This window comes from Phytohalomonas tamaricis (assembly GCF_003012345.1).
Classification (GTDB): domain Bacteria; phylum Pseudomonadota; class Gammaproteobacteria; order Pseudomonadales; family Halomonadaceae; genus Phytohalomonas; species Phytohalomonas tamaricis.
Window position 1 is genome coordinate 514,552 of record NZ_PVRV01000019.1, and the last position, 26,174, is coordinate 540,725.

The 26,174-nt window shown below is 57.3% G+C and carries 24 protein-coding genes; 11 read left to right on the forward strand and 13 right to left on the reverse strand.

From position 1 onward, the window contains the following. Positions 1–29: 29 nt before the first annotated feature. On the reverse strand, positions 30–1,742 hold the full coding sequence (locus tag C3Z11_RS04335) for an L-lactate permease (protein WP_106476625.1): 1,713 nt from the start codon (positions 1,740–1,742) through the stop codon (positions 30–32). 288 nt (positions 1,743–2,030) lie between these two features. Further along, positions 2,031–2,447: a PaaI family thioesterase gene (locus C3Z11_RS04340; protein ID WP_106476627.1), complete on the reverse strand. Its 417-nt coding sequence runs from the start codon at positions 2,445–2,447 to the stop codon at positions 2,031–2,033. Between the two features lie 388 nt (positions 2,448–2,835). Between C3Z11_RS04340 and C3Z11_RS04345 the strand changes: the two genes are divergently transcribed. The 3 genes from C3Z11_RS04345 to C3Z11_RS04355 all read left to right on the forward strand — a co-directional run bounded on the left by C3Z11_RS04345 (position 2,836) and on the right by C3Z11_RS04355 (position 5,526). Then, entirely contained in the window at positions 2,836–3,840 is a 1,005-nt protein-coding gene (locus C3Z11_RS04345) for an alpha/beta hydrolase (protein ID WP_106476629.1), read from the forward strand. Beyond that, complete coding sequence (locus tag C3Z11_RS04350; RefSeq protein WP_106476631.1) at positions 3,837–4,340, forward strand: hypothetical protein; 504 nt, start codon at positions 3,837–3,839, stop codon at positions 4,338–4,340. Before C3Z11_RS04345 ends, C3Z11_RS04350 begins: the two co-directional genes overlap by 4 nt. Before the next feature lie 91 nt (positions 4,341–4,431). Beyond that, a complete protein-coding gene (locus C3Z11_RS04355; protein ID WP_106476633.1) occupies positions 4,432–5,526 on the forward strand; it encodes a pyridoxal phosphate-dependent aminotransferase in 1,095 nt (364 codons plus the stop codon). On the opposite strand, the gene C3Z11_RS04360 is transcribed toward C3Z11_RS04355, so the two are convergent. Next, positions 5,503–6,522 (reverse strand): TDT family transporter, encoded by a 1,020-nt coding sequence (locus C3Z11_RS04360; protein ID WP_106476635.1) that lies wholly within the window; start codon positions 6,520–6,522, stop codon positions 5,503–5,505. The genes C3Z11_RS04355 and C3Z11_RS04360 overlap by 24 nt on opposite strands. 105 nt (positions 6,523–6,627) lie before the next feature. Here C3Z11_RS04360 and C3Z11_RS04365 point away from each other — a divergent pair, with 105 nt between their 5' ends. Next, positions 6,628–7,527, forward strand: coding sequence for a LysR family transcriptional regulator (locus C3Z11_RS04365; protein ID WP_106476637.1), 900 nt, complete (start codon positions 6,628–6,630; stop codon positions 7,525–7,527). On the opposite strand, the gene C3Z11_RS04370 is transcribed toward C3Z11_RS04365, so the two are convergent. Further along, on the reverse strand, positions 7,515–8,096 hold the full coding sequence (locus C3Z11_RS04370; RefSeq protein ID WP_106476640.1) for a helix-turn-helix domain-containing protein: 582 nt from the start codon (positions 8,094–8,096) through the stop codon (positions 7,515–7,517). The two genes, C3Z11_RS04365 and C3Z11_RS04370, sit on opposite strands and share 13 nt — an antisense overlap. A 159-nt stretch (positions 8,097–8,255) precedes the next feature. Between C3Z11_RS04370 and C3Z11_RS04375 the strand changes: the two genes are divergently transcribed. Next, positions 8,256–9,464, forward strand: coding sequence for a benzoate/H(+) symporter BenE family transporter (locus C3Z11_RS04375; RefSeq protein WP_106476642.1), 1,209 nt, complete (start codon positions 8,256–8,258; stop codon positions 9,462–9,464). 320 nt (positions 9,465–9,784) lie between these two features. Next, positions 9,785–10,918, forward strand: coding sequence for a lipopolysaccharide kinase InaA family protein (locus tag C3Z11_RS04380; RefSeq protein ID WP_106476644.1), 1,134 nt, complete (start codon positions 9,785–9,787; stop codon positions 10,916–10,918). A 232-nt stretch (positions 10,919–11,150) separates the two neighbouring features. Here C3Z11_RS04380 and C3Z11_RS04385 read toward each other — a convergent pair whose 3' ends face one another. From C3Z11_RS04385 to C3Z11_RS17250, 3 genes are all read right to left on the reverse strand, one after another. Beyond that, positions 11,151–12,182 (reverse strand): sodium:calcium antiporter, encoded by a 1,032-nt coding sequence (locus C3Z11_RS04385; RefSeq protein WP_262927226.1) that lies wholly within the window; start codon positions 12,180–12,182, stop codon positions 11,151–11,153. A 106-nt stretch (positions 12,183–12,288) separates the two neighbouring features. Beyond that, positions 12,289–13,803 (reverse strand): YifB family Mg chelatase-like AAA ATPase, encoded by a 1,515-nt coding sequence (locus C3Z11_RS04390; protein WP_106476648.1) that lies wholly within the window; start codon positions 13,801–13,803, stop codon positions 12,289–12,291. A 117-nt stretch (positions 13,804–13,920) separates the two neighbouring features. Continuing rightward, a complete protein-coding gene (locus C3Z11_RS17250) occupies positions 13,921–14,388 on the reverse strand; it encodes an accessory factor UbiK family protein (protein WP_106476650.1) in 468 nt (155 codons plus the stop codon). Positions 14,389–14,743: 355 nt separating this feature from the next. Between C3Z11_RS17250 and C3Z11_RS04400 the strand changes: the two genes are divergently transcribed. The 3 genes from C3Z11_RS04400 (at position 14,744) to C3Z11_RS04410 (ending at position 16,908) form a co-directional block, all read left to right on the forward strand. Continuing rightward, positions 14,744–15,082 carry a P-II family nitrogen regulator gene (locus C3Z11_RS04400; RefSeq protein ID WP_106476652.1) on the forward strand — a complete coding sequence of 113 codons (339 nt, stop codon included), beginning with the start codon at positions 14,744–14,746 and terminating at the stop codon, positions 15,080–15,082. 28 nt (positions 15,083–15,110) lie between these two features. After that, on the forward strand, positions 15,111–16,358 hold the full coding sequence (locus C3Z11_RS04405) for an ammonium transporter (protein ID WP_106476654.1): 1,248 nt from the start codon (positions 15,111–15,113) through the stop codon (positions 16,356–16,358). A gap of 211 nt (positions 16,359–16,569) precedes the next feature. After that, positions 16,570–16,908: a P-II family nitrogen regulator gene (locus C3Z11_RS04410; protein WP_106476656.1), complete on the forward strand. Its 339-nt coding sequence runs from the start codon at positions 16,570–16,572 to the stop codon at positions 16,906–16,908. A gap of 100 nt (positions 16,909–17,008) precedes the next feature. Here the strand turns inward: C3Z11_RS04410 and C3Z11_RS04415 are convergent, their stop codons facing one another. After that, positions 17,009–17,614 (reverse strand): FMN-dependent NADH-azoreductase, encoded by a 606-nt coding sequence (locus C3Z11_RS04415; RefSeq protein WP_106476658.1) that lies wholly within the window; start codon positions 17,612–17,614, stop codon positions 17,009–17,011. A 210-nt stretch (positions 17,615–17,824) separates the two neighbouring features. Next, positions 17,825–18,601, reverse strand: a complete 777-nt coding sequence (locus tag C3Z11_RS04420) for a ferredoxin--NADP reductase (RefSeq protein ID WP_106476660.1) — start codon at positions 18,599–18,601, stop codon at positions 17,825–17,827. Positions 18,602–18,746: 145 nt separating this feature from the next. On the opposite strand from C3Z11_RS04420, the gene C3Z11_RS04425 reads away from it, so the two are divergent. Then, positions 18,747–19,673, forward strand: coding sequence for a LysR family transcriptional regulator (locus C3Z11_RS04425; RefSeq protein ID WP_106476662.1), 927 nt, complete (start codon positions 18,747–18,749; stop codon positions 19,671–19,673). Positions 19,674–19,820: 147 nt separating this feature from the next. On the opposite strand, the gene C3Z11_RS04430 is transcribed toward C3Z11_RS04425, so the two are convergent. Further along, positions 19,821–21,623: a methyl-accepting chemotaxis protein gene (locus tag C3Z11_RS04430; protein ID WP_106476663.1), complete on the reverse strand. Its 1,803-nt coding sequence runs from the start codon at positions 21,621–21,623 to the stop codon at positions 19,821–19,823. 230 nt (positions 21,624–21,853) lie between these two features. Continuing rightward, positions 21,854–23,917, reverse strand: coding sequence for a methyl-accepting chemotaxis protein (locus C3Z11_RS04435; protein WP_106476665.1), 2,064 nt, complete (start codon positions 23,915–23,917; stop codon positions 21,854–21,856). Between the two features lie 456 nt (positions 23,918–24,373). Here C3Z11_RS04435 and C3Z11_RS04440 point away from each other — a divergent pair, with 456 nt between their 5' ends. Then, positions 24,374–24,853, forward strand: coding sequence for a hypothetical protein (locus C3Z11_RS04440; RefSeq protein WP_106476666.1), 480 nt, complete (start codon positions 24,374–24,376; stop codon positions 24,851–24,853). Between the two features lie 85 nt (positions 24,854–24,938). Here the strand turns inward: C3Z11_RS04440 and C3Z11_RS04445 are convergent, their stop codons facing one another. Then, entirely contained in the window at positions 24,939–25,346 is a 408-nt protein-coding gene (locus tag C3Z11_RS04445) for a RidA family protein (protein ID WP_262927227.1), read from the reverse strand. Positions 25,347–25,375: 29 nt separating this feature from the next. Next, positions 25,376–26,140 (reverse strand): amino acid ABC transporter ATP-binding protein, encoded by a 765-nt coding sequence (locus tag C3Z11_RS04450; protein ID WP_394810193.1) that lies wholly within the window; start codon positions 26,138–26,140, stop codon positions 25,376–25,378. Between the last annotated feature and the right edge of the window lie 34 nt (positions 26,141–26,174).

A 26,174-nucleotide genomic window follows, 5' to 3' on the forward strand; every position in this document is an offset into this window, starting at 1 on the left:
ACGCCACGGCCGGAACCGACTTGCCCCGCTCATTCAGACGTCAAATTCAGCGTCATAGAAGGGTCGCTGACGCCTAACACATAAAAAGCGAACAACCCCAGCAAGCCCACGGCTATTACGTAGTAAAGGGTGGGCAGGATCGTCTTGCGCAGCGTAATACCCTCGCGCCCCAGCAGGCCGACGGTCGCCGAGGCGGCGACGACGTTGTGAATGGCGATCATGTTGCCAGCCGCTGCGCCCACCGCCTGCAGGGCGACCATCAACGCCCCGGAAAGCCCCAGCACGTTGGCGACATTGAACTGAAACTGGGCGAGCATCAGGTTGGACACCGTATTCGAGCCGGCAATGAAGGCACCAAGCGCACCGACGGCAGGCGCAAAGAAGGGATAGACGTGGCCAACGCTGTCGGCGACCAGCTGTGCCATGGCGACCGGCATCGAGGCCAGATCCGCCTCGTTGACGCCAGAATTGATCAGAATCCGCACCATCGGGATAGTGAAGATCAGCACGAAGCCCGCCCCCATGATGGTGCGCGTTGACTCTGAAAACGCCGCGCTGACCTGGGCGGCACGCATGCGGTGCAGCACAATGGTCAACAGCACCACGAGCAGCATGATCCCGCCGGGCAGGTAGAACGGTTCGATGCTGCCCGAAACGCCAGCCTCGCCGAAGATATTGCTCCAGCCCAAGCTGACCGTCATCAAGGCTTGCTTCACCTCGGGCACTGTTCGCGATATGACCAGCAAAACAGCAAGCAGCACATAGGGTAACCAGCCCATGACCACCGACAAGGGTTTGCGCGTCACATCCTGCTCAAGTTTGAACTCTACATTGCCGACCCACTCGGCGGGCCATGAACCGCGCTCGGGAAAATCCCATGGCGTGCGCGGCAGCAAGAAACCTCTGCGTGCTGCCGGCACGACAACAGCCAACCCGACCAGAGCACCAATCATCGACGGGAATTCCGGGCCTAGAAATACGCCCGCCAGCACATAGGGCACCACAAAGCAGATACCGGCGAACAGTGCAAACGGCGCCACTTCAAATCCCTCGCGCCACGAGCGCTTAGCGCCGAAGAAACGTGCCATTACCACTACGAGAAACAACGGCATCACTACTCCGACGATACCGTGCATGATGGCAACTTCTGACGTGATCAGCCGAAAGAACGTCTCCCAGCTCGACCCGGCAGCACTGAGCTGTGCGCTTATCTGGGCTTGATTGACGCCTCCCGTGACGCCAACGATGATCGGCGTCCCCACCGCTCCGAAAGATACCGGCGTCGACTGAATCATCATGCCCACCACGACGGCCGCAAGCGCCGGGAAGCCCAGCGCCACCATCAGTGGCGCCGCGACAGCAGCCGGCGTGCCAAACCCTGACGCCCCCTCGATGAAACAGCCGAACAGCCAGGCAACGATGATTGCCTGGATGCGCCGATCCGGACTGATGCCGGAAAACCCCGTGCGAATCGCCGCGATCCCCCCGGAATATTTCAAAGTGTTGAGCAGTAGAAGGGCCCCGAAGATGATCCACAGGATCGCCACGGTCAAAATCAGGCCCTGCATGGTCGAAGCAATTACCCGTGCCACGGTCATGTCCCAGATCAGCAGCGCAATCAGTACGGTAAGCCCGAAGACAATGGGCATGGCGGTTTTCGCCGGCACACGAAACCCGATCAGCAATATCCCAGCCAGGACCAGAGGAGAGAAGGCAAGCAACGACAGCAGAAGCTGACTCATGTTGGCACCCTTAATATTCAACCCATAGGAGGGGCATCAGCGTCACATCGCGCCAGCTGACGTCTTGCCGCTAGCATAGCCAGCTATCTTGGATGACAAACAGTAGGGGGTAGCTAAGGTCTTATAACGAGGCAAAGCGCTTCATGAACAACAAAAGCGCTTTAAAAATAGAAGGTTAGCGAGAAGTTAACGCTTATCAGCGGTTTACAGTCCTGTACACCATTAAACTAATGCCATGACTGTGTCATAACACTACCGTAATGGCGCCAACTCTGATGCAGTGGCTGCTCAGTCATCACGGTCAGGCAAGGCGTAGCTGGCCGTCACCAGCGCCACTGGTTCATCGTCACCGGCGCTGAACAGCTGCACCTCACCGGTCGCCAGGCGCTGGCCGAGCTTGACGATGTGCGCGTTAGCAATGAGATCGCGATCACCGCGTGCGCGACGCAGGAAGTGGCAGTTGAGACTGGCGGTCACAGCGCCTGGCTCGGGCCCGACCTGGGCAATTACGGCAACGAATAAACAGATATCAGCCAACCCCATCAAGGTAGCACCGGAAACGCAGCCGCCCGGGCGCAGGTGCTCATCCTCGATGGCAAGGCTCATCGTGGCACGCATGTCGCTTACCCCTTCGATAGTACCCAACCGGTGGGGATAAACATCATCGAGAAAATCCTCGATAGCCACAGCGTTCATCAGCGTCATTGCGCACTCTTCTCCGAGACGGTTTGCATCAAGATAGCCTATCAGGGCCTTTCTCAGCACTACTGAACGCTTATCCAGCCAAAGCGGTGATGGGCACCTGATCGATAGTGTTCATATCCATTTTCATAACATGACTGCAGTTGTGCCATGATATGACAAGACGGCATTCTACTTAGGAATAATATTCGGTAGTTATGCTTACTGGGCTCGAACTCGGCTGGCTACGTTAGCTTACGCTTGTGCCGTGCCAGCAGGACCCCATTCATAGGTAAGCGCATGAATGGTGATCACAATTTGTCGTCCCCGTAGGCAGCAACGGTTTCCACTTTCTACAGTCAGGCGCGCCATATCCTTGGCGCTCATGACTGTGGCATCAGCATGGCCAAACATGAAGACCACGACTCCCGACTTCAGCGCATTACTCGAGACAGGAGAACTCAAGCCTGTCATGGCGCCTGTTGCTGCGCCCTTAAGCTACTACATGGCGCACTATCAACTTGATGCGTTATTGGATCAGGGAGCTTCGTTGCACGCCGGGCATCTCCACGCACACGGCTATCGGCTCTGGACGCAGATATGGGCACCTGCGTATGACAGGCCCGCTCAAGGCACAGCCTTCGTTGTACACGGCTATTTCGATCATCTTGGCCTTTACACGCATCTGCTCAAGACCCTGCTCAAGGCGAACTGGCGGGTCGTACTGTGGGATTTGCCCGGTCACGGCCTATCAAGTGGGCCACGTGCCTCAATCAATGATTTTTCCGACTATGTAGGCTGCCTGCGCGAGTTACAGCAGCAGTTGGTGTCGCAAGACCTCGCTCCTGGTCCCTGGGTAGGCATTGGTCAGAGTACCGGCGGCGCGATCCTGGCCACCGATGCGCTCGAACGCCGTGAACCAAATTGCCCCTGGCAGGGGCTCGTACTGCTCGCCCCGCTGGTGAGACCGTGGAAATGGCAGCAGTCACGCTGGATTCATACGATGCTCAGCCCGTTCATACGCACCATCAAGCGCACCTATCGGGCCAACTCGACCGATGAAGCTTTCGCTACGTTCCTGCATCACCACGATCCCCTGCAGGACAACCATATCGCCGTGGCCTGGGTCACTGCGATGCGCAACTGGATGCCGCGCTTGCACGCCTATGCCCCCGTCCATCTGCCGACGCTCATTTTACAGGGTGAAGAAGACCTGACCGTTGATTGGCCCTATAACCTTGAGTTGCTCAGCACGCGCTTCCCCGAGGCGCGCATCGTGCGTCATCCCGAGGCGCGCCATCACCTGGTTAATGAAGCGGAGCCTATTCGCACCCGTCTGTTTGATGAAATGACGAATTTCATGGCTGAGCTGCAGCCGGATGGTCACCCCCACACTACTGCGGAGCTTCACTCGTGAGCCGCCTTGTCGCTGCCCTTTTCATACTCATTGTGCTGGCCTCTCTATCGAGCTGCGCCAGTGTCAATGACTATGCACCATCACAGACGCGCCACCCTATTGCCGGCCTGGGCAGCTACGCCGCCAGCCAGATCCTGGCGAGCCCTGACCTGGCGCATCAGGATGATATCGTCCTGCTCGTCGCCCCTGTACGTGTTGATGGCGCGCTGCCGGTGGCCTCGGATCACTTCCGGGAGGTGCTGACCCGCGCACTGCTGAGCCAAGAGAACGCGCCGCAGGTCATCAGTTGGGTTCCCGAACAGGATGGCCAGATGCTAGGTGCCCATCAATGGCTATTGAGCGCACAGCTTGATGCGTCCTTTGCGCCACTCGGCCTTACTGATCGCACACTTTATCCCTATCAACTGACACTGGTTCTGCATCGTCCCGGCGATGAGGCGCCACGCTGGCAGACAATCATCGAGGGCGCCTTCGATAGCCACAGCCTCGATAACAGCTAACGTTACCTAACGACGCAGGCAATCCCGCACTTATCTGTCACTGCCTGCCTCTTTAAGACCACATCTCCACGCAACGCCGTAAGGAACCGGTATGTCCAGCACTGCATCACACCTCAACCGCGAAGGCCCCTTTAATCCGTTTCCTGGCCTGCGCGCGCTCGAACGCCGTCTCGGCCGCGAGCTTTCTCACCAGCTCGGCTCCAATGAAGGCCTCGACATGCCTCACCAGGCGCTCAAGGCTCGTCTTGGCGATGATGTTGCCCGACTGGCGCGAGGCTATGGCGATGCGGAAGCCTTCGGAGTAAGAACCCGCCTGCGCCAGCGCTTTGATATCCCCATGGACGCCCTGCTGGTCGATGCCGGAGCCGACAGTCTGATGGCACTCGCGTTGCGCACGCTGTGTGATGTTGGTAGTGCAGTCATCACCAGCGCCGGCACCTACCCGACCTTTCGCTATTTTGCCGAGGGCCAGGGATGCCGACTGGTTGAAGTGCCCTACCTCAGCGAGGCGCAGTACCTGGCGCCCGACCTCGATGCGCTAGCCGATGCCGCCCATCATCATCATGCGCGCGCGGTGTATCTCGCCAATCCCGACAATCCCAGCGGCCATCTGCACAGTGATGCCGATATCGACACGCTATGCGCGAACCTGCCCGCTGATTGCACGCTGATTCTCGACGAGGCTTATCACGACTTTCGCCCGCAAAATGCCGAGAGCCGTGTACGTGACGGTGTAATACGTCTACGCACCTTTTCCAAGGCGCACGGTCTGGCCGGCTTGCGGATCGGCTATGCCATCGCCCCGCCGGGCATAATCGCGATGATGCACAAGGTACGTATTCATTACGCGGTATCGTCACTGGCGCTCGAAGCCGCCGAGATCGTGCTGGATCACGATGAGGAAGTGCAAACTCACATTCATGATGTGGTGGCACGGCGGGAGCAGCTGGCGGCTCAGCTTCGTGCGCTTGGTGGGGACGTGCCGAACAGCGCGACCAACTTCATCGCGATTCGCATGAATGATGCCGACACCGCCGCAGCCGTGCAGAAGGCGCTACTTGATGAAGGTGTGCTTATTCATCGCCCGCCTCACCCGGCATTGGGCCATGTGCTGCGTATCAGCGCGGTTGAAGATGCGCTAGTGCCGGGCCGACTGGCCGCGCTAGAACGTACGCTGACACGCTGATCGGTTATGACACATCGTGCCTGTTGTGTGCCGTTTCAGGCCATGGCGGGCACACTTTAGGTAATAAAGGCCATAGCGCAGCGCAACATAACCCACCACCAACGTGGCGATCACCACTTCGATATCAGCCAATACCTGAACCTGAGCCACGTAGTGGCCTGCCATGCCCTGCGCCTGCATCCAGGCTGCCGTTTTGGCTAACGCGGTGGCGCCAATCACCAGCGGGAAAGTGAAAGCGGCATAGCCGGAGCTGTAAGGCAGCCGCAGCAGCTTGAAAAAAGCGAGGTAGATCACAGCGGTCATCAGTACGGCAATGCCTGCCAACAATGCGACCAACAGCGGCGATGGCGATGGCACCACCGTCAGATAGCCCGTCAATGACAGACTGGCGGGTGCGGCCATGATCGCAATGGTCGGTTTGGCCGCATCGGGAATTTCAGCGGCGAATAACAACCGGTAAATCATGGCAGGCAGCAGCAGCGCATACAGCAGCATGCCAAGATAGAGCAGGCCCAGCGCGAGCGGCTGCAATGCCGCAACGCCCGGAAAGGTAACGTCAGCGACGATAATGCCTACCGGCGGTACGAACCAGGCTGGCACCATATGATGCAGCTCGAATGTGCGCAGCCGATGGCACACAAACATGACCAGAAACAGGAGATGAAACGCGACGGCGATCAACCACAGAGCAATACCGATATCCGGCCAGTGCAGTCCCACCGCTTTCGCCACCACCATGGTCGTCATCGCAAAGGTCGGCACCACACTGCCCACGACCGGATGCGCCAGATCGTCCCAAAGCAGCGCCGGATGAAGCAGGAACTTACCTGTCAGGATCAGCAACAGAGCCGATGCGATAACGGCACCGCTCAGCTGAGCCACCCCGCCCAGCGGGGCGAAACTTTCCCAGCACCAGCCCAGGCTCGCAACACCCAGCGCTAAACCCGCCATGGGTGTGGGCGCATCTTTTACGATTCGCCGGATCGTTCTCGTCATTGCATTGTCCTTCTGCTGCATTGAGCAATAACAACACGTTAAAACCATTTAACGTATAATTATATTTTAACGTTTTTACCGGTATGTTTAATTTTAGTTAACGATATGGCGATTACCTTCAAACAACTCCGCGCTTTCGTTGCCGTTGCTCACGAAACTACGCTGACGGCGGCATCCGAGCGGTTATTCCTGACCAAGCCTGCAGTGAGTCTCGCGCTGGCAGAGCTTGAGCGGCAATGTGGCCAGCGGCTATTTGATCGTCATAACAATCGCCTTTATCTCAATGAGCAGGGTCGTCGTATGCTGCCGCTCGCCGATGAACTGCTGCAGCGCGGCGATGACCTTGAACAGCTATTCACTCACCAGCAGGCGCTGACCGGACAACTGCGAATTGGCGCCAGCTACACCATCGGCCATCAGGTACTGCCCTACCTGCTGCGCGACTTTCGCCGTGACAGCGGCCATCGTCAACAGCAGGTCACCATTGCCAACAGTACCGCCATCTGCACCGCACTGGAAAGATTCGAGCTGGATATTGGCATGATCGAAGGGCGCACGGAACATGACGCCTTGATGATCACGCCCTGGTGCGTGGACCGCATGCTGATCGCCGCAGCCCACGACCATCCACTAGCTGGGCTGGGCCGCATTCCTCTCGATGCACTCGATCATCAGGAGTGGGTATTGCGTGAGCAGGGCTCCGGTACTCGCGAACAGTTCATGCGCTTTGTCGCGCCCCGCCTGGAACACTGGCATGTCACGCTTGAATTTAACTCAGCCGAAGCGATCATCAATGCCACCGCCGCCGGGCTGGGGTTGACCTGCGTCTCCGAACTGGAAGCACACCATGCGCTGCGTGACGGCCGCTTGGTAGAAATCGACGTGCCGCTTGTTATGCGGCGTCGCTTCAGCCTGGTCACTCATAAAGAAAAGTACCAGAGCCCGCTGATGCAGCGCTTTCTTGCGTTCTGTCTCGACCAACCGATAGGCGATCAGCGCGGATAATAAATCACGTTATGAAACGTGGCACTTGCTGTGCTGCGGTTACGGTATCCGTGCTCACGGTCGGCGGCAAAACGCACGGCTTCACCACGCTTGAATCTTTGCCAGCTACCGTCGATCAAGACCTCAAGGACACCTTTGATCACGATGACATGCTCAATCACCCCCTTGGCGTGTGACGTGGCAAGTCGACAGCAGCCCGGTTGAAGTTCAACGACGAGTAGCTCAAATCGGGTCTGCGGATCGAACGGCAACAGCGGCGCCACATTCATCATCGTATCGGGATCACTGAACGTGGTGGCACGTACCGCAGGATAACGGATACTGCTTTCAGGCTTTTCCTCCGTCATCGGCCAAAAACGTGAGAACGACACCTCAAAGCCGCTGGCGATTTTCCATAAGGTTGCCATCGTGGGGTTCGACTCCCCGCGCTCGATCTGCCCCAGCATCGCCTTGCTGACCCCCGTTACCTGCGCTGTCCTCGTCAGGCTCCAGCGTCTCTCCTCGCGTAGTGTTCTTAGCGTTGCCGCAATGTGGGCATTGAGCTCAGCCGCCTGGCTATGTGTGTCCATCCCGCTCCCTTCACGTTCATGTTGTGCGCTATAGCGCACAATGGTAGGTTCACACTACTGTCGTGCGTTATAGCGCACTACAACGGGGTTTTGAAACGTCTAAGGCCTGATGGCACGTACCGCCAGCCCAGTTATAACAACATCAACATGAGCAGCACCATGAATATTCCTGAACGCACGGAAAAGACTGCATTGCACCACGATATCTCCTTCAGCGCCGTCGTTGCGGGTTTTATTGCCGTACTGGTGGGTTACACCAGTTCGGCCGTCATTATTTTTCAAGCGGCGGAAGCCGCCGGTGCCACACCGGCCCAGACCGCGTCATGGATGATTGCGCTGGGGCTCGGTACGGGAGTTACGTCGATTGGGCTGTCACTGCGCTATCGCATGCCCATTCTTACCGCCTGGTCAACGCCCGGCGCAGCATTGCTTGCCACCAGCCTGCCGGGCGTGGCGATGTCAGAGGCTATAGGTGCATTTCTGTTCTCGGCGCTGTTGATCGTGCTGTGCGGTATTACCGGCGCATTCGAACGGATCATGCAGCGCATCCCTCATGGCATCGCTGCGGCCATGCTGGCTGGCGTGCTATTGCGCTTCGGACTTGATCTTTTCAGTGCCATGCAGACCCATTTCATCATGGTGTTTGTCATGTTCATAACTTATCTGGGCACCAAGCGATTGCTGCCTCGCTACGCGATCATTGCCGTATTGGCGGTAGGCATTGTGGTGGCAGCCACCCAGGGGCTACTGCACTTTGATACGTTCAAGATCAGCATGGCGATGCCCGTATTCACCATGCCGACCTTTTCATTCGCCACCCTGATTGGCATCGGTATTCCATTGTTTATCGTCACCATGGCATCGCAGAACGCCCCCGGCGTAGCGGTGATCCGTGCTTCCAATTACACGCCGCCGATTTCACCGCTCATCAGTTGGACAGGACTCGCCACCCTGTTACTTGCGCCCTTCGGTGCCTACGCGCTCAACCTCGCGGCCATCACTGCCGCCATCTGCATGGGCAAGGAAGCGCACAACGACCCGAACAAGCGCTATACCGCTGCTGTCGCTGCTGGAGTCTTCTATCTCATCACCGGCCTGTTCGGCGCTACCGTTGCCGCGCTGTTTGCTGCCTTCCCCCAAGCGCTGGTGCTGGCAATCGCCGGACTTGCCCTGCTCAGCACCATCGGTACAAGCCTCGCCAGCGCGATGGAGAGCCCCCAACATCGCGAACCGGCGCTGATCACCTTTCTGGTCACGGCTTCGGGCTTCTCATTGTGGGGTATCGGCGCTGCCTTCTGGGGACTCATCGCCGGTGGCGCTGCATTGATGCTTTTAAACGGAAGACCCAGCGCCGCTCCATCACGTTGAACTCAGCTTAACGCCAGGTCGTAATGATTCGGTGATCTCAGGCATGCTGGGACATGTTGGCGCTGCTGTTCACTTGTCGCCTCGGCGCTTAGCGTCATTCCTCTCTCTCCGCGCCAGCCACACACCACACTTTCACCTTCCTTTCGATCACTACACAACGTGATCCTCGTTTACACCGCTTAATTTCAAACGCTTTTTGCCGTTAATGAATAAATATTTAAGAAAACTTTAAGACTTAAGATAAACTTAACTACAACATAGTTAGCAGCCTAAGAAGCCCGCCGACACGGGCATTTACCTTATTGCGGAGTATCGCTCTGATGATCGCTGACACAATAGCGACGGGGAGACATGCATTCAGGCCGCGTTTCCTGAAAACACTGTTCATTGGCCCCTTCGTCTTTTCCGACTCCGGCTGGCAATGGTGGCTCTACGACAAGAGCGCCGAGCCGGCCGCTCGCCTCATGGACCGCCATCAGCTCAACGGTAGCGACGACAGCGTCGTCACTCTCAGGCACTACAAGGGCCGCCACGCTTTTCGTCTCGATACTGGCATGGCGAATTACTTCGCCAAGGAAGTTGAGATGACCTCGCTGCGCACACGGCTCGGCGCCCTACTCGGCAAGAGCAACCCCCTGCTGCGCTATACCCACGGCACAGCGGAGACCCGACACAACCTGATCGTCGATGATCACACCGGCTACGGTATCAGGACTTTCGCCCTCGGCGAGTATGTCCGTCATGGCCTGCCACGCCGCCAGATCCTGATCCACGAGTATCTCGACGGCTGGCGCAGCCTCGGCGATGCCTGGCGCGAAGCATCGGGCCAAGCGCAGCAGGCGGCACTGCTGGCGCGCCTCGAGCGACTGCTGGCCGCTCTGCATGCCAACCGCATCTGTCATCTCGATCTCAATGCCAGCCATATCATGGTGCCCCCCGACGGAACGGCAGCGCTGCGCGTCATCGACTGCGGCAAGATGTGCACGGAGGTCAGAAACCCACTGATTGCCACCGCGCTGCACGTTGGCAAGATGATGCGCGACCTCAACGGTCATACCTTGGATGAGCCCGTCCTGGGTGAGATGGCACTGGCATCGTTTCGCCGCATCGTTGGTGATGCGGCCGACTGTGCCAAGTCACGGCAGATCGTGCTTTTGGCCTGTCGTTACCGCTTGGGCAAGAAGATTAGCAAGCGTCACCTGGTAATGAACGCCTCGCTCAAGCATCTCAATGTTGCCGCACTCGAAGCTCGCGCTCTCACTGACCACAAGAACCGTAACCGCCTGGCCACTCCGCCGCGTCTCACAGTGCCTGCCAATACTGTCGGCAAACCTCCGCTCTGCCACTCTGAACACGATGCAACGGCACACCCCGTATCCGCGCTGAACGCAGTCCGAAGCGTCAGATACATGCCGCTAGAGGAGGTACGGCAAATAGGCGGCAAAGCAGGTTGAGCTGACCGGCAGTGATGCTGCACAGTATCAAGACGGTCGAGTGCTGTGTCAGGTTGATCAGGCAGGAAAGCGGCGTCCAGCGGCACGGCGGAGAAACTGACTAAGGTGGACATTCCTCGGGCTGCGGGTAATCCCGCAACCCCGTAAGCGATGCGGCGTCCAGTTCGCCTACATCGCTATCTTCACTCATCATGTAGATTTGCCTTCCTTCTACTGCTGGCGTTGGCGCTATTCACACCATCACCAATGCGGCGCCCAGGCCATAAAGGGCCAGAATGAGGACACTTTCGAAGCCAATACCGCCCCAGTTCTGCTCCTCGCGGCGAATCAGCCCCAACACCAATACGCTTGTCATCACGATGGTAATCGCGATCCACAGCAACACATGATCGGAAACAACGTGGTAGATCGAGCCATCGCGATACGCGATATCCGATGCAGCGGCAAATAGGGTGTCGAAGGCGTTACCGCCGATGATACCGCTGACAGCCATGGTCAGCGCGCCGCGCCGTACCGCAGCGATTGACGTCACCAGCTCCGGCAGTGAAGTGGCTATTGCCGTGAGCAGTGCCCCGACCGCTGTCGCTGACAACCCCGTGTCATTGGCGATCACGGTCGCCGTGCGCTCAAGCACCAGCCCGGTCACGGCCAACACCAGCGCCAGCAGGGCGAAACGCACCCATAATCCGCTTAGAGACTCGTGCGAGGAAGCTTCTTCCGGCTCATCGGCGAAGGTCTCCCGCGTCTGTGTAGGTGCCCACATGGGGTCTTCCTGCGCCCCGCGCACCTTGAACAAGCCGTAGATATAGCCGGCAAATAACAAAGGTGTCACCGGATGCACGCCGAAGATAGTGACTGGCGGGGTATAGACGCCGACCAACAGCAGCGCGAGCAGACAGATCAGCAGGCCGCTCTGCATCAAATTGCCGATCGACGGCGCAGCGTGTTCGAGATTAGCCCGGCGATAGGTCACGTCGGCCAGCGCCAGAAATGCTGTCTGTACGGCGATGCCGCCCAACGCGTTGCTCATTGCCAGCTCTGGCAGGCCTCGCCAGGCGGAAGATACCGACACGACAATGCCGGGCAGAGAGGTCGTGGCACCGAGCAATAGCGATCCGGCGATCGCCTCACCGAGCCCGGTACGGTCAGCCAAGCGGTCGGCCACCCCGGCCAGATAGGTACCAGCGGTGCCGATGACAAGCGCGCAGAAGAGAAAAAGTCCTATCGCCAAAGGCAAGGACATGGCGGAAAAATCAGGGAGCACGGCTATTCCTTTAGCTGAGCATTGAATGACCAGATGATCCACGGCAAACGTCGCCGTGGCTCTATAAACGCTAGTCGCTCAGGCGCACTCCGGCCAGCAGCACGTTTCAGCTCGCTCCACCCCGCCCCATCATGCGATCGAGTTGACGATAGCCAATCGCTTCCATCAGTTGCTTTTTCTCGACGCGTGTTTCGTCATTCAGATCGGCAATGGTCAGTGCCACGCGCAAGACGCGATGATAGGCGCGCGCCGAGAGATTCAAGCGATTGAGCACATCAGAAAGCCAGGCACGCTCCCCTTCCTGAAGGTCACAGGCCGCTTCAAGCTCACGAGGGGCAAGGTGTGCGTTCAGGTTGCCCCGCTGGCGCTGGCGTTCCCGTGCGGCGAGCACTCGCGCTCTCACCGTCGCGGACGACTCGCCCGTCTCCGTTGAGGTTAACTGCGCGGCGGGTAGCGCCGGTACTTCAACCTGTAGATCAATACGATCAAGTAGCGGGCCTGATAGCCGCGCTTGATAGCGTTGAACTTGGTTGGCCGTGCAATGGCAAGGCTGGCGCGGGTCACCGAGGTGCCCACACGGGCATGGGTTCATGGCGGCGATTAATTGAAATCGTGCCGGGTATTGGCGCTGATGGCTGGCACGTGCGATATGAATCTGGCCCGATTCCAATGGCTCACGCATCACTTCCAACACCTTGCGGTCGAACTCGGGAAGTTCATCGAGAAACAGCACACCATGATGGGCCAGCGATATCTCACCCGGGCGCGGCTTGGATCCTCCGCCAACCAGTGCTGCCGCGCTGGCGGTGTGATGCGGCGCACGGAATGGCCGCTGCCCCCAACGTTCCAGAATCGGTAGACCACAGACTGAGCGTACCGCTGCCACCTCCAGGCTTTCATCGTCATCCAGCGGGGGAAGAATACTGGCCAAACGGCTCGCCAGCATGGTCTTGCCGGTGCCGGGAGGGCCGGCAAACAGCAGGTTATGGCCTCCGGCGGCAGCAATTTCCAGTGCGCGCCGCGCCTGGTGCTGACCACGCACATCCAGTAGATCCATTTCGGGTAGCGAGGCCACAGGTGGCGCACCGAGCTGGTGCGGAGAAATAACCCGCTCCTTGACCAAGTGGGCGACAACATCAAGCAGATGCACTGCCGGTAATACCTCAAGTCGCCCGGCCAGGGCGGCTTCATCGGCATTGTCCGCCGGGACGATCAGGCGGTGCCCGGCCTTGCTTACCGCCATCGCGGCCGGTAGCACCCCGGTGATTCGGCGCAGCTTGCCATCAAGTGCCAGTTCGCCCAGGCATTCAAGCCCGTCAACGGCTTCTTCCGGGATCTGCCCTGAGGCAACGAGGATACCTAGCGCAATCGGCAGATCGAAGCGTCCGCCCTCCTTAGGCAGATCAGCAGGGGCAAGATTGAGGGTGATGCGCTTGGCAGGAAACTCAAAGCCCGCATTGATTAATGCACTTCGCACCCGCTCGCGGCTTTCCTTGACGGCCGCTTCGGGCAGGCCAACGATGGCAAGCCCAGGTAAGCCGTTGGAAAGATGGACTTCAACCAGGACTTCGGGAGCATCGAGCCCCACGCTGGCGCGCGTTCGGATGATGGCAAGCGTCATGTGCACTCTCGTTGGCAAGTAATAAGAGCCTGCCATGCGGCACATCACGGTGCACAGATGTCAAAACGGCCCGTGTACCCACGAGCCGTTTCAAACTGCCATTGTGCGACGCATATATCAGGCTTTTTTATCGGTATCCTTCTTATCATCGGCCGGCTTGGCAGAGACTTCAGGGGCATCCTGCTCGTTCATCTTGCGCTTGGCGTTACGCGTGGTCGTCTTGGGTGATGACGTTGTTACATCGTCGTCCTGCAATTCGCCATCCTTGCTTTCCTTGATCGGCGCGACGGAAGCATGCGTCGTACTGTCTGTATCTTCATGACCTGCCTTGCCCTGATCACGTTCAGACAACGCCTTTTCAAGCGTGATGACCTGCTTTTCAAGGGCCTCGACACGTGTCCGGGTACGCTGAAGAACCTCCATCATCACGTCAAAATCTTCACGTGAGACGAGATCAAGGCGATCAAAGGTGCTGCGCATTGCACCTTGGATACTTTTCTGTACATCACCGGGCGCCTGAGAAGCATCCTGTAGACGCTCGCCGATTTGCTGGGCCAGTCGGCCGAAAACATCGCTTCTACCCATGAGTTCACCTTTAGATTGTCGCGAGGGTTATTTACAGGATACGCAAGCCAGCGCACTTACGCCTAATGCAATCCGCTAATTTGCTCCAATGCACGCATATGTGTCATGCCAACGCTGCCTCTGAACATTTCTGAACTGTCTTTGAAAATACCTGCACTTTATAAGTGCATATCAAGCCCTTTCAAGGCATCGCAATGTTCACTAATGGTGCATCAGTTCCTGTCAGATGAGTGCTTAACCGTCTTCACTAATGTAACCGTAATGTTAACTTATTGTTTAATTTGATAATTATTCGCCTTGGCATGATGCCTGCCCTAGAGGAGAGCAGGCGCAAGCCAACAAGGAGAACATCAAAATGAAACTTGTCACCGCTATCATCAAGCCATTCAAGCTTGATGACGTGCGAGAAGCCTTGGCGGACAACGGTGTGCAGGGCATCACCGTCACCGAGGTAAAGGGCTTTGGTCGACAAAAAGGCCACACGGAACTCTATCGCGGTGCCGAATATGTGGTCGACTTCCTACCCAAGGTCAAAATCGAAGTAGCAGTAGATGATTCGCGGCTTGACGGCGTGCTGGACGCCATTCGTCAGGTAGCGAACAGCGGTAAGATCGGTGACGGCAAGCTTTTCGTCACCCCGCTTGATGACGTTATCCGCATCCGTACCGGCGAACGTGGCGCCGACGCGGTTTAATGCGGTCTGAGGCAAGGAATATAACGAAATGAACGAACTGATTGAAGTCAAGTACGCCCTCGATACTTTCTACTTCCTGGTGACAGGTGCGCTCGTACTGTGGATGGCGGCCGGGTTCGCCATGCTCGAATCCGGGCTGGTACGCGCCAAGAACACCACAGAAATTCTGACCAAGAACGTCGTCCTGTTCGCGATCGCCTGTACTATGTACCTGCTGGTCGGCTATCACATCATGTACTCAAGCGATGCCGGTGGCTTTTTGCCCAGCCTGGGCTTCTTGATTGGCGCCGAGCATAGCGTTGACGATGTGGTCGCCAGCGGTGGCGATGTCTATTACTCTGCGCGTTCGGACTTCTTCTTCCAGGTTGTTTTTGTCGCTACGGCGATGTCGATTGTTTCCGGCGCCGTGGCCGAGCGTATGAAGCTGTGGGCCTTCCTGCTCTTCGCCGTGGTCATGACCGGCTTTATCTATCCGATCCAGGGCTACTGGAAATGGGGCGGTGGCTTCCTCGACGCAGCCGGCTTCCAGGATTTTGCGGGTTCGGGCGTTGTGCACCTTTGCGGTGCGACAGCGGCACTAGCCGGTGTACTGCTGCTTGGCGCACGTAAGGGTAAGTACGGAAAGAATGGCGCCATCTATGCGATTCCCGGCTCTAACCTGCCGTTGGCCACGCTGGGTACTTTTATCCTTTGGCTGGGCTGGCTCGGCTTCAACGGCGGCTCCGAACTCAAACTTTCTGATATCGGTGAAGCCAACGCAGTCGCTCAGGTCTTCGTCAACACCAACGCGGCGGCCTGCGGCGGCGTGATCGCGGCGCTGGTGCTTGCCAAGCTGTGGTTCCGCAAGGCAGACCTGACCATGGCCCTTAACGGCGCACTGGCCGGCCTTGTGGCTATCACTGCCGAGCCGCTGGCACCGTCTGCGCTGGGAGCTACCCTGATCGGCGCGGTAGGCGGCCTGCTGGTCGTCTGCGCCATCGTTACCATCGACAAGCTGCGCGTTGATGACCCGGTCGGTGCCATTTCCGTACATGGCGTGGTCGGTATCTGGGGGCTGCTGGCGGTGCCGCTATCCAATAGCGATGCCAGCTTCGGCGCTCAGCTACTGGGTATTGTCACGATCTTCGCCTGGACCTTTATTGCCAGCCTGATCGTCTGGGCTATCATCAAGGCAGTGATGGGGCTGCGCGTGACCGAGGAAGAAGAATATGAAGGCGTGGACCTGGCCGAATGCGGCATGGAAGCCTACCCTGAATTTATCGGCAGCAAGAAATAAGCATTACCCCAGAATAGTTGGCAGCGTGAGCAGGCTGCCCATGGTGTGAGCTGGCGTGCTCCCCTGGCACCCTTCGGGGTGCCTTTTTTAATTCTGCCCCACGCGCCCAAAAATGCGGTACTTTGTTCAATCCTGTAGGCGCGTTGTATGCTTAGCACAACTGAGCTGTTACCTTTCGGCTATCTTTTGGAATAAGGCGAGGAGAGCAACAATGAAATTGATATCCGCTATCATCAAACCTTTCAAGCTCGATGATGTGCGCGAGTCGCTTTCCGAAGTGGGCGTGCAAGGTATCACGGTCACTGAGGTCAAGGGTTTTGGACGTCAGAAGGGCCATACGGAGCTTTATCGTGGCGCTGAATATGTAGTGGATTTCCTACCCAAGGTAAAACTTGAAGTCGCGGTTGATGATGCTATGGTCGAGCAGGTCATCGAAGCGATCACGACGGTTGCCAATACCGGCAAGATCGGTGATGGCAAAATCTTTGTATCCCCACTTGAGCAGGTCATTCGTATTCGTACCGGTGAAACCGGCAAGGATGCAGTCTGAATCACCGCTCCGGCTAGCAACTAATGTCAAAAAACCCGCCATGACGCGGGTTTTTTATTGCCACACTCACATGCAACGCATCACATCATAGTCGAGGCCATCAGGCGGAAATCAACGCGTCGATCTCAGCCTTTGCTTGCTGCTGCGCGCCGCTCGCAGCCTCTTCGCCCATGGCCAGCCCCTCGGCATAGATAAACTCGACATCGTTAATGCCGATGAAACCAAGAAAGGTCTTGAGATAAGGGGTTACCAGGTCCGTTGCGACGCCCTTGTGCATGCCACCACGCGTAGTCAGTACCACCGCACGCTTCCCTTTGACCAAGCCTTCCGGGCCGTTTTCGGTGTAGCGGAAGGTGACGCCCGCACGGGCAATGAAATCGAAATAGTTTTTAAGCTGAGTCGGGATGTTGAAGTTATACATCGGTGCGGTCAGCACAATCACGTCATGTGCCTGCAACTCATCGATCAACGCATTGGAAAGATCGAGCGCCTCCTGCTGACGATCGCTCAATGTTGCATCAGAAGGACGCATTGCCCCGACCAGTTCACCATCAAGCACAGAGACGGGCGTCGTGGCCAGATCGCGAATGGTGACATCATCGTCAGGATGCTTGCTACGCCACTGATCAGCGAAATAATCCGCCAGCTGACTGGACTGGGAATAAGTAGACAGAATGCTCGATTTCAGAACCAGTACCTTACTCATGGCCAACTCCTATGTTGTTGGTATCTTCATGGCGGAGCTCCGCCGTATGCAGACCACTTTAGCGTCAATTTACTCAACGATTAAGCGCATTGTTTGATGCGTATCTTTCTATTTTTTAGAAGCAGCAGGTTAGCTCGATATAAAAAACGCCAGCGCTGAGGCTGGCGTTTAATGCATATCTGGTACATAAGGCGCAGAGCAAAACGTGGTTTATTTCTCGACAAAGGCCCGCTCAATCACATAGTCACCCGGCTCGCCCATGCGTGGCGAGATAGTCAGCCCTAACTCATCGAGGACTTCAGAGCTTTCTTCGAGCATCGCTGGGCTGCCGCAGATCATGGCGCGATCCTGCTTAGGATCGATAGGTGGCAATCCGGTGTCCTCAAATAGCTTGCCACTGCGAATATGGTCGGTCAGTCGTCCCATGGTGTGATAGTCCTCACGCGTCACGGTCGGGTAATAGACCAGTTTGTCGCGAACCTCTTCACCCAGGTACTCATGCTCAGCCAACTCCTTGGTGATGAACTCCTGGTAGGCCAGTTCGTTGACGTTACGCACACCATGAATCAGTACAACCTTCTCAAAGCGTTCGTAAGCCTCCGGGTCCTGAATCAGGCTCATGAACGGTGCCAGACCCGTCCCGGTCGACAGCATGTAGAGATTGCGCCCCGGCAGGAGGTCATCAAGTACCAGCGTGCCGGTCGGCTTGCGGCTCACCAGAATTGAATCGCCGACCTTGAGATGCTGTAGACGCGAAGTAAGCGGGCCATCCTGCACCTTGATCGAGAAGAATTCGAGATGATCTTCGTAATTGGGACTTGCCACCGAATAGGCGCGCGTCAGCGGCTTGCCGTCGACTTCCAGACCGATCATCACGAACTGACCGTTCTTGAAACGCAGTGTCCGTTCACGCGTAGTGCGGAAGCTGAACAGCGTGTCATTCCAGTGGTGGACGCTCAGGACTTCTTCGGTTGAAAACTTGCTCACAACGGCATCTCCAGCATGATAGTGGAACGCATTCGCGCTATTAAGGGCTGGTGATAGTTTAGAGCGCCGCATATTATCCGTTAAATGAATTATCTGGATAATCCTTATCTGCTAAACAGATAAGCGTTCCCCTTCAGGAGCAACGATGAAATATACGCTGCGCCAACTTGAAGTCTTTGTTGCTGTCGGTCAGAACGAGAATGTCTCCCGTGCCGCAAAATCGTTATCGATGTCGCAGTCGGCGACAAGTACCGCACTGGCGGAGTTTGAACGTCAATTCGATTGTCGCTTGTTCGATCGCATCGGCAAGCGGCTCAAGCTCAATGCACTCGGCTTCCAGCTGTTGCCCAAGGCAGTCGCCCTGCTCGACCGCGGTGAAGAGATCGAAGAGCTGCTGCGCGGCCAGACCGGCATCGGCTCACTGGAGGTAGGCGCGACACTGACGATCGGTAATTATCTAGCGCCGCTATTGATCAGCGACTTTATGCAGCACCATCCTGAAAGCCGCGTGCGCCTTCAGGTCCGCAATACGGCAACCATCATCGAACGCGTCGTGCATCATGCGCTCGATCTTGGCTTGATCGAAGGCGACATTCAGCATGAAGACATCGTCATGCAACCGTGGGTCGCTGACGAACTAGCCATCTTCTGCTCGCCGCGTCATCCGCTTGCTGAGCATGGGGCAGTCAATATGGAGCGGCTATTGCGTGAAAGCTGGATCATGCGTGAAGAGGGTTCCGGCACCCGTCGCACGCTGGAGCAGGCGATGCGTCACCGTCGCAACCGCTTCAAGATTCAGCTTGAGCTTGAGCACACCGAGGGCATAAAGCGCGCCGTCGAATCGGGGCTAGGCATCGGCTGCATCTCGCGCCTGGCGCTCAAGGACGCTTTTCGGCGCGGCAGTCTGGTCCCGCTTGTGACACCGGATCTTGATCTCAAGCGCCAGTTCTACTTCATCTGGCACCGCCAGAAGTATCTGTCGGCCGGGATGCGCGAGTTCCTCAAACTCTGCCGGATGATGACCGAAGGGGTCATGCGCAGCGATGAGATCGAGCTGCCGAGCGTACCGTAAAGCCGCCAACATCAATCATGGCCGGTCGGGACGTACAGCATCGATAGTGCTTTTACCCATATAAAAAAGCTGACGACGCTCGATATGAGCGAGGCCAGCGTACAGGTCGGTGTAAGGTGTCCTACAGCGATAATAGGCGGCAGGTTTTCAGCGGGCGAGACGGAACTGGCCAACGATCTCGGCCAGACGCAGTGCTTCCAGACTGAGCGACTGCGCCGCGGCGGCAGTCTCCTCGACCATCGCCGCGTTCTGCTGCGTCACGCTATCGAGTTGCGCCACGGCCTGGTTGACCTGGCCGATACCGAGACTCTGCTCGTCGGAAGCGGTACTTATTTCACTGATCACCGCAGTAACGCGGCTCACACGCTCGACGAGTTCCTTCATCGCCTTGCCGGCGCCTTCCACCAGAATCGCACCCGACTCGGTCTTGACGCTGGAAGCATCGATCAGCGCCTTGATGTCCTTGGCCGCCTGGGTGCTGCGATTGGCGAGCGAACGCACTTCCTCGGCGACGACGGCGAAGCCGCGTCCCTGCTCGCCGGCCCGTGCCGCCTCGACCGAGGCGTTGAGCGCCAGCAAGTTGGTTTGGAAGGCGATCGAATCGATCACACCGATGATGTCGACGATGCGGCTGGAGGCGTCGCGAATCTCGCCCATGGTAATCACCACACGCTCGATCTCGCCGCCGTTATGCTCAGCAGACCGCGCTGCCTCGACTGCCAACTGACTGGCCTGACGTGCCGAGGCTGCTGATGTCTCGACCGTACCGGTCAATTGCTCCATTGACGCCGCCGATTGCTCGAGACTAGCCGCCGTCTGTTCGGTGCGCTGCGATAGATCATTGCTGCCCGAGGAGATTTCCGCTGCAGCGAGTTTGACCGTCTCGCTGCTGTGATGCACTTCCAATATCACCCCGTTGATCTTGGCGATGAAGACGTTGAACGCCTGGGCGATCTGGGAAACTTCGTCACGCCCCTCGGCCGGCAGACGGCGGGTCAGGTCACCTTCGCCGGAGCCAATGTCGATCATCGCATCACGCACCCGCTCAAGGCCGCGGAAGGCACGTGTCAGCCATAGACCCAGCGCAGCGGCTGCCACCAGCGCGACAATGATCAGGGTGATGAGCGACGACTTGATGATTGCCCGCATCCCAACGCTGGACTCGGCTTCGTCCAGCGCCACGCCCAGCTCCCAGTTGGTGCCAGCGATAGGCACAACATCGAGATGCTTCGCCCTGTCGTTCAAGGTGATACGCAACCAATCGTTGCCGCTGCGCAGCTCCGCCATGCGTGCTGGCGTTAATTGCTCAGAGAGTCGGGTCAGCGGTTGCTTGACCAGCGTGGCGTCGGGATGAGCAATCAAGGTGTCAGTACCGCTGCTCAGGAAGGCGAAGCTAGACGGCGTCGGCCGAATGGCTTCCACGTCAGCGATAATGTTATCGACTACGATATTGCCGCCGATTACCGCTAACAGCTCACCGTCGCGCATCACTGGTGCCGAGAAGCTCACTACCGTCTGCCCCGTTCCGGCATCGGTGAACGGCTGCGAAACGACCACATCGCCCTGCTTGACCGCAGCAAGGTACCAGGGACGCTGGCGAACGTCATAGTCTGCAGGCGGCTTGAAGCCGTCGGAGGAGATGAGCACATTACTGCTGTAGCCGAGGAAAGCGGTACGGAAGCCGCCGGATGCGGCTAACTGCTCAAGCGTCGATAGCGGCGGCTCAGCCCCGATCTGATCACGCGCAGCAGTAATTATCGCGCCGCGCGTCGCGATCCATTGCTCGATAGCCTTGGCATTACTGGAAGTCACAGTATGCAGATTGTCATCGATCGCCTCCTGATAGTAGGAGTTGACCGAGAAATAGCTCACCACAGCGCCCAGCGCCATAGCCAGAATGACAATGGTTACACAGGCAAGTTGAATACGGCGTTTCAATGAGGACAGCATACGAGTCACTCTGTCAGATGATAAAAATATCGTGGCACTGACCCGTTCGGGTTTTTGTCAAGAAACGCAGCGGTAGCACCTATGGCGGAGTTATCGACGTAGATCGGTAGAAATTGAGCGACCGGCGCCATTCATTAGTCGAATGTGCAGCCATCTTAAGCTTGGAACAGAAGAAAATACGGCCCGCAGGCGCACGAGCCGTATCGGAGAGTTACCGCACAGGAGAGGAATTAATCATGCGCAAGCCTGAATGCGCCAACCGCGGCGGCTAGCCGCTCGGCTTCCTGGCGCAGTGATTCAGCCGCCGCTGCGGATTCTTCAACCAACGCTGCGTTCTGCTGTGTCACGTTATCAAGCTGCGCCACGGCCTGGTTGACCTGGCCAATGCCCAGACTCTGCTCATCGGCAGCAGCACTAATCTCACCGATCACGTCGGTTACTCGCCGCACGCGAGCTACCAGATCGTTCATCGCCGTACCGGCATTTTCCACCAGCACCGTACCTGTCGCTGTCTTAGCGCTTGAGGCATCGATCAGCGCCTTGATGTCCTTGGCCGCCTTAGTGCTGCGGTTGGCCAGCGAGCGCACTTCCTCGGCGACGACCGCAAAACCGCGGCCCTGCTCACCAGCCCGCGCCGCTTCAACCGAGGCATTGAGCGCCAGCAGGTTGGTCTGGAAGGCGATCGAGTCGATGACGCCAATAATGTCGACGATCCGATGCGATGCTTCACTAATCTCACCCATGGTAGTTACTATGCGCTGAATTTCGCTACCGCTGCGCTCAGCGGACTGTGCTGCCTCGACCGCCAACTGACTGGCCTGACGTGCAGATGACGCCGAATTTTCAACCGTACCGGTCAGCTCTTCCATGGAAGCTGCCGATTCTTCAAGACTTGCTGCGGTCTGTTCGGTACGCTGTGAAAGATCATTACTGCCCATGGATATCTCGGCAGAAGCGAGCTTGACCGTTTCACTGCTGTCACGTACGCCTAGCATGACATGATTGATTTTGCTTGCAAAAGCATTGAACTGCAGGGCAAGTTCAGCGATCTCGTTGCGTCCATTGACCGGCAGGCGGCGTGTCAGGTCACCGTCACCAGAGGCGATGTCACGCATGCTGTCGGCCAGGTAACGTAGCGGACGGGCAATGCTACGGCCTACTATCCAGATCGCCACCAGCCCCAGCGCGGCAACCAGCAGGCCAGCCAGCATCATGCCGGCGATATCGGCATTACGCTGCGCCTGTAGGTCACTCTGCAGCACCTGCAGGTCGGCCAGTACCGCGGCTTCAGGTAACTGAATCAAGAGGGTCCAACGTACGCCTGTATCACCAATCTCAAACGGAAAGTAAAGCTGGATCAGGCCATTGGCTGCATCATGCTTGTTAAGTGCATGACCATCGCTTAACTGACTGAGGTTCTCCGTCACATTCTGGCCCAATACAGCAGAGGCTGGTTGACCCAGTTGGGTGCTGTCGCGGGTATAGGCGACTAATCCACCGCGCGGCGCAATCAATGCCATCTCACCCGCACCCTTGTAAAGGCTCTGGTTGGCCTCATCGAGCAACTGTTGAATAAAATCGACCGATAGATCGGCGCCTGCACTCCCGCGAAACTCACCATTGACGACAATCGGCACGTTGAACGAGGTGACCATCACGGACTTGCCGTTGTAATCATAAGGCGCTGGATCGATGATGCAGGGACGCAGGGTCTCGCGTGTGCAGAGATAGTACTCGCCTTCACGTACGCCGGAAGGCTGGCGCGTTTCGCTCTCCATGGTATCGCCTAGCGGCAGCACGGCGACCTTGCCATTGGCGTCGCGATACCACCACGGCATGAATCGTCCATCAGAGCCGTAACCATCGCTTTCATGTCCGGCATACTCGCTGTCGTTGCCGAAGGCGTTGGGCTCCCAACCGATAAAGGCATCAAGGAGCATCGGATGGCTCAGAACCGTCTGGCGCACCATGTTCGACAATTCCTCACGGGTGATTTGCAACGCAGGTGCCTCGCCCTCCCCTCCCTCTGCCATCATGGCGCTGCTTTGCGCCAACATTTGAGCGATAGTCAACGGCGCTTCCAGTTGACGCTGAATCTGGCCGGCCTCGGCAGAAGCCAATGCCGCCAGCCTTTCGTCAATGACCTGTTCGAGCAGTTCTGCTGTCCGAGTCTCAACTGTCGTCTGGGTACGTGAGGCACTGAACAAGGCGTAGAGTACCAGCACGGCCACCACGGCAAGAATGCAGGCACCCGCCAGCGCAACGATAAAAGAACGAATGGACTTGAAATGCATGATTGAGACCTGCGGTTAAATAGAAAGCCTGTGCCTTCCGGCATTGCAAACCTCCTCTGCAATGCAGATCCACGTTTTACGTCATGCCCGACATAAATATTTCAGGCACGCTCTGGCTGAGCGGCTGCGCCCATATCGAGCCAGAGGAAGGCATTTGCTTCAGGATAACGACGCCAGCGTCCCAACCTTTAATCATGCTTAAACTACAATTTAGCGTTTAAAGCCCATAACTCACCTTTACCCGCTCCATCAGTTATCGCGCCTGATCAGGGAATCTCTCCCTACGACGATTACGGCATGGCTGCAGCCTTTCCTTGCCTCCAGAATGCTACTGCTGGCGTATAAAAAATCCCCTCATTGGCAGCAGCATCGCAATGTTAAATCGGCTAGCATACGTCGGCGGAGCAGTGCGCTTCGCTTCTCCAGCATCTTCGACATTCTTTTGCAGGATTTTTCATGCGCAACTTCTTTCTGCCCTATCGGCCACTGCCGCGTAAGGTCATCGCTGCGTGTCACTTTCTTATTCAACTCGCCGTGCTCGTAGCCGGCAGTTACTGGCTGACACGTGACGGCTTTGAGCAGCCGTGGCAGCATTGGGCCACGGGCGGCGGCACTATAGTGGCCGCACTGGTCGTTGTACGCCTGCTTGGGGAGTTTTGGATGTTGCCACATTACCTGTTAGCCCAGCAGTCGGCGGCTTCCGGACGCAATGCCATCATTACCCGCTCATTCGATAAACGCCCCGGCACCCGACTTGAGCCTGATGATGCTATCGGTTCAGCCCGCGTCGTTCAGCAGGACACGCCGACCACAAGAAGCGAGGCGTCACGAGAGACGCCCCACGAATTCGGCAATAAACGTGAAGCGCCAGCCTCATCCCGTGGGCCGGGACGAGGCCGGCATGAAAAGCCCGAGCGCACCGAGCCCAAGCTGTAAACCCGCGTTGAACCTAACGGAGTTGAAGCCTTCAACAGGGCTTATCGGGGACACGGCACGTCGTGTCCCCGATAAGCGACTGAGTTCACGCCTCGCCAGCACCCTGCTGAGGCGGAATCCAGGCGATCATGTCGACCTCCACATCCGCGCCACCCGCCAGACCGGTCACGCCAACGCAGGTCCGGGTTGGCAGAGGCTGATCGAAGTAGCTGGCATAAACGCCATTGACCTCATCGAAATGGCCCATGTTGGTAATAAATACTCTCGACTGAACCACGTATTCAAAGCCGCTGCCCACCGCGTCGAGGATGAGCGACAGATTCTGCATTACCCGGTGCGTCTGCTCGGTGAAGGTACCCAGCAGCATCTCATTGGTTTCGGGCACCGTGGGCATCTGCCCGGTAATAAAGACTAGATCACCTACCCGACACGCATGCGAAAAAGGCCCGATGGGCTGAGGGGCGCGTTCAACGAACAGTTTTTCAATCGACATAGACACGCCTTGTAGTGATGATTTTAAGCTTAATGCCCCAGAATCTGGCTCAGGAAGGTCTGGGTGCGCAGTGAACGTGGATTATTGAAGAATTCGTGTGGCGCGTTCTCCTCGATAATCTGGCCTTCATCCATGAAGATCACCCGATCGGCCACCGTCTTGGCGAACCCCATCTCATGGGTGACGCACAGCATCGTCATGCCTTCCTGGGCCAACTCGACCATGACATCAAGCACCTCCTTGATCATCTCCGGATCAAGTGCCGAGGTCGGCTCATCGAATAACATCACTTCAGGCGACATGCACAGTGATCTGGCAATCGCCACGCGCTGCTGCTGACCGCCGGAAAGCTGGCCCGGATACTTGCGTGCCTGATTGGCGATCTTGACCCGCTCCAGGTATTCCATCGCCGTTTTCTCGGCTTCGCGACGCGGCTTCTTCTGCACCCAGATTGGCGACAGACAACAGTTCTCAAGCACGGTGAGATGAGGAAACAGGTTGAAGTGCTGAAACACCATGCCGACATTGCGCCGAATCTGCTCGATGCGCTTGATATCACGGGTCATCTGAATTCCGCCGACCACAATCTCACCTTGCTGATGCTCCTCAAGATGATTGATACAGCGGATCATTGTCGATTTTCCCGACCCCGACGGCCCACAGATGACAATACGCTCGCCCCGCTTGACGGTCAGGTCGATATCGCGCAGTACGTGAAAGTCGCCGTACCATTTATTGAGCCGCTTGAGCTCAATCATCGGCGTATTGTTGCTGATCGCATTGGCTTCGCTCATGACATCTACTTCCTTGATCAATAGTGCAGCGCAG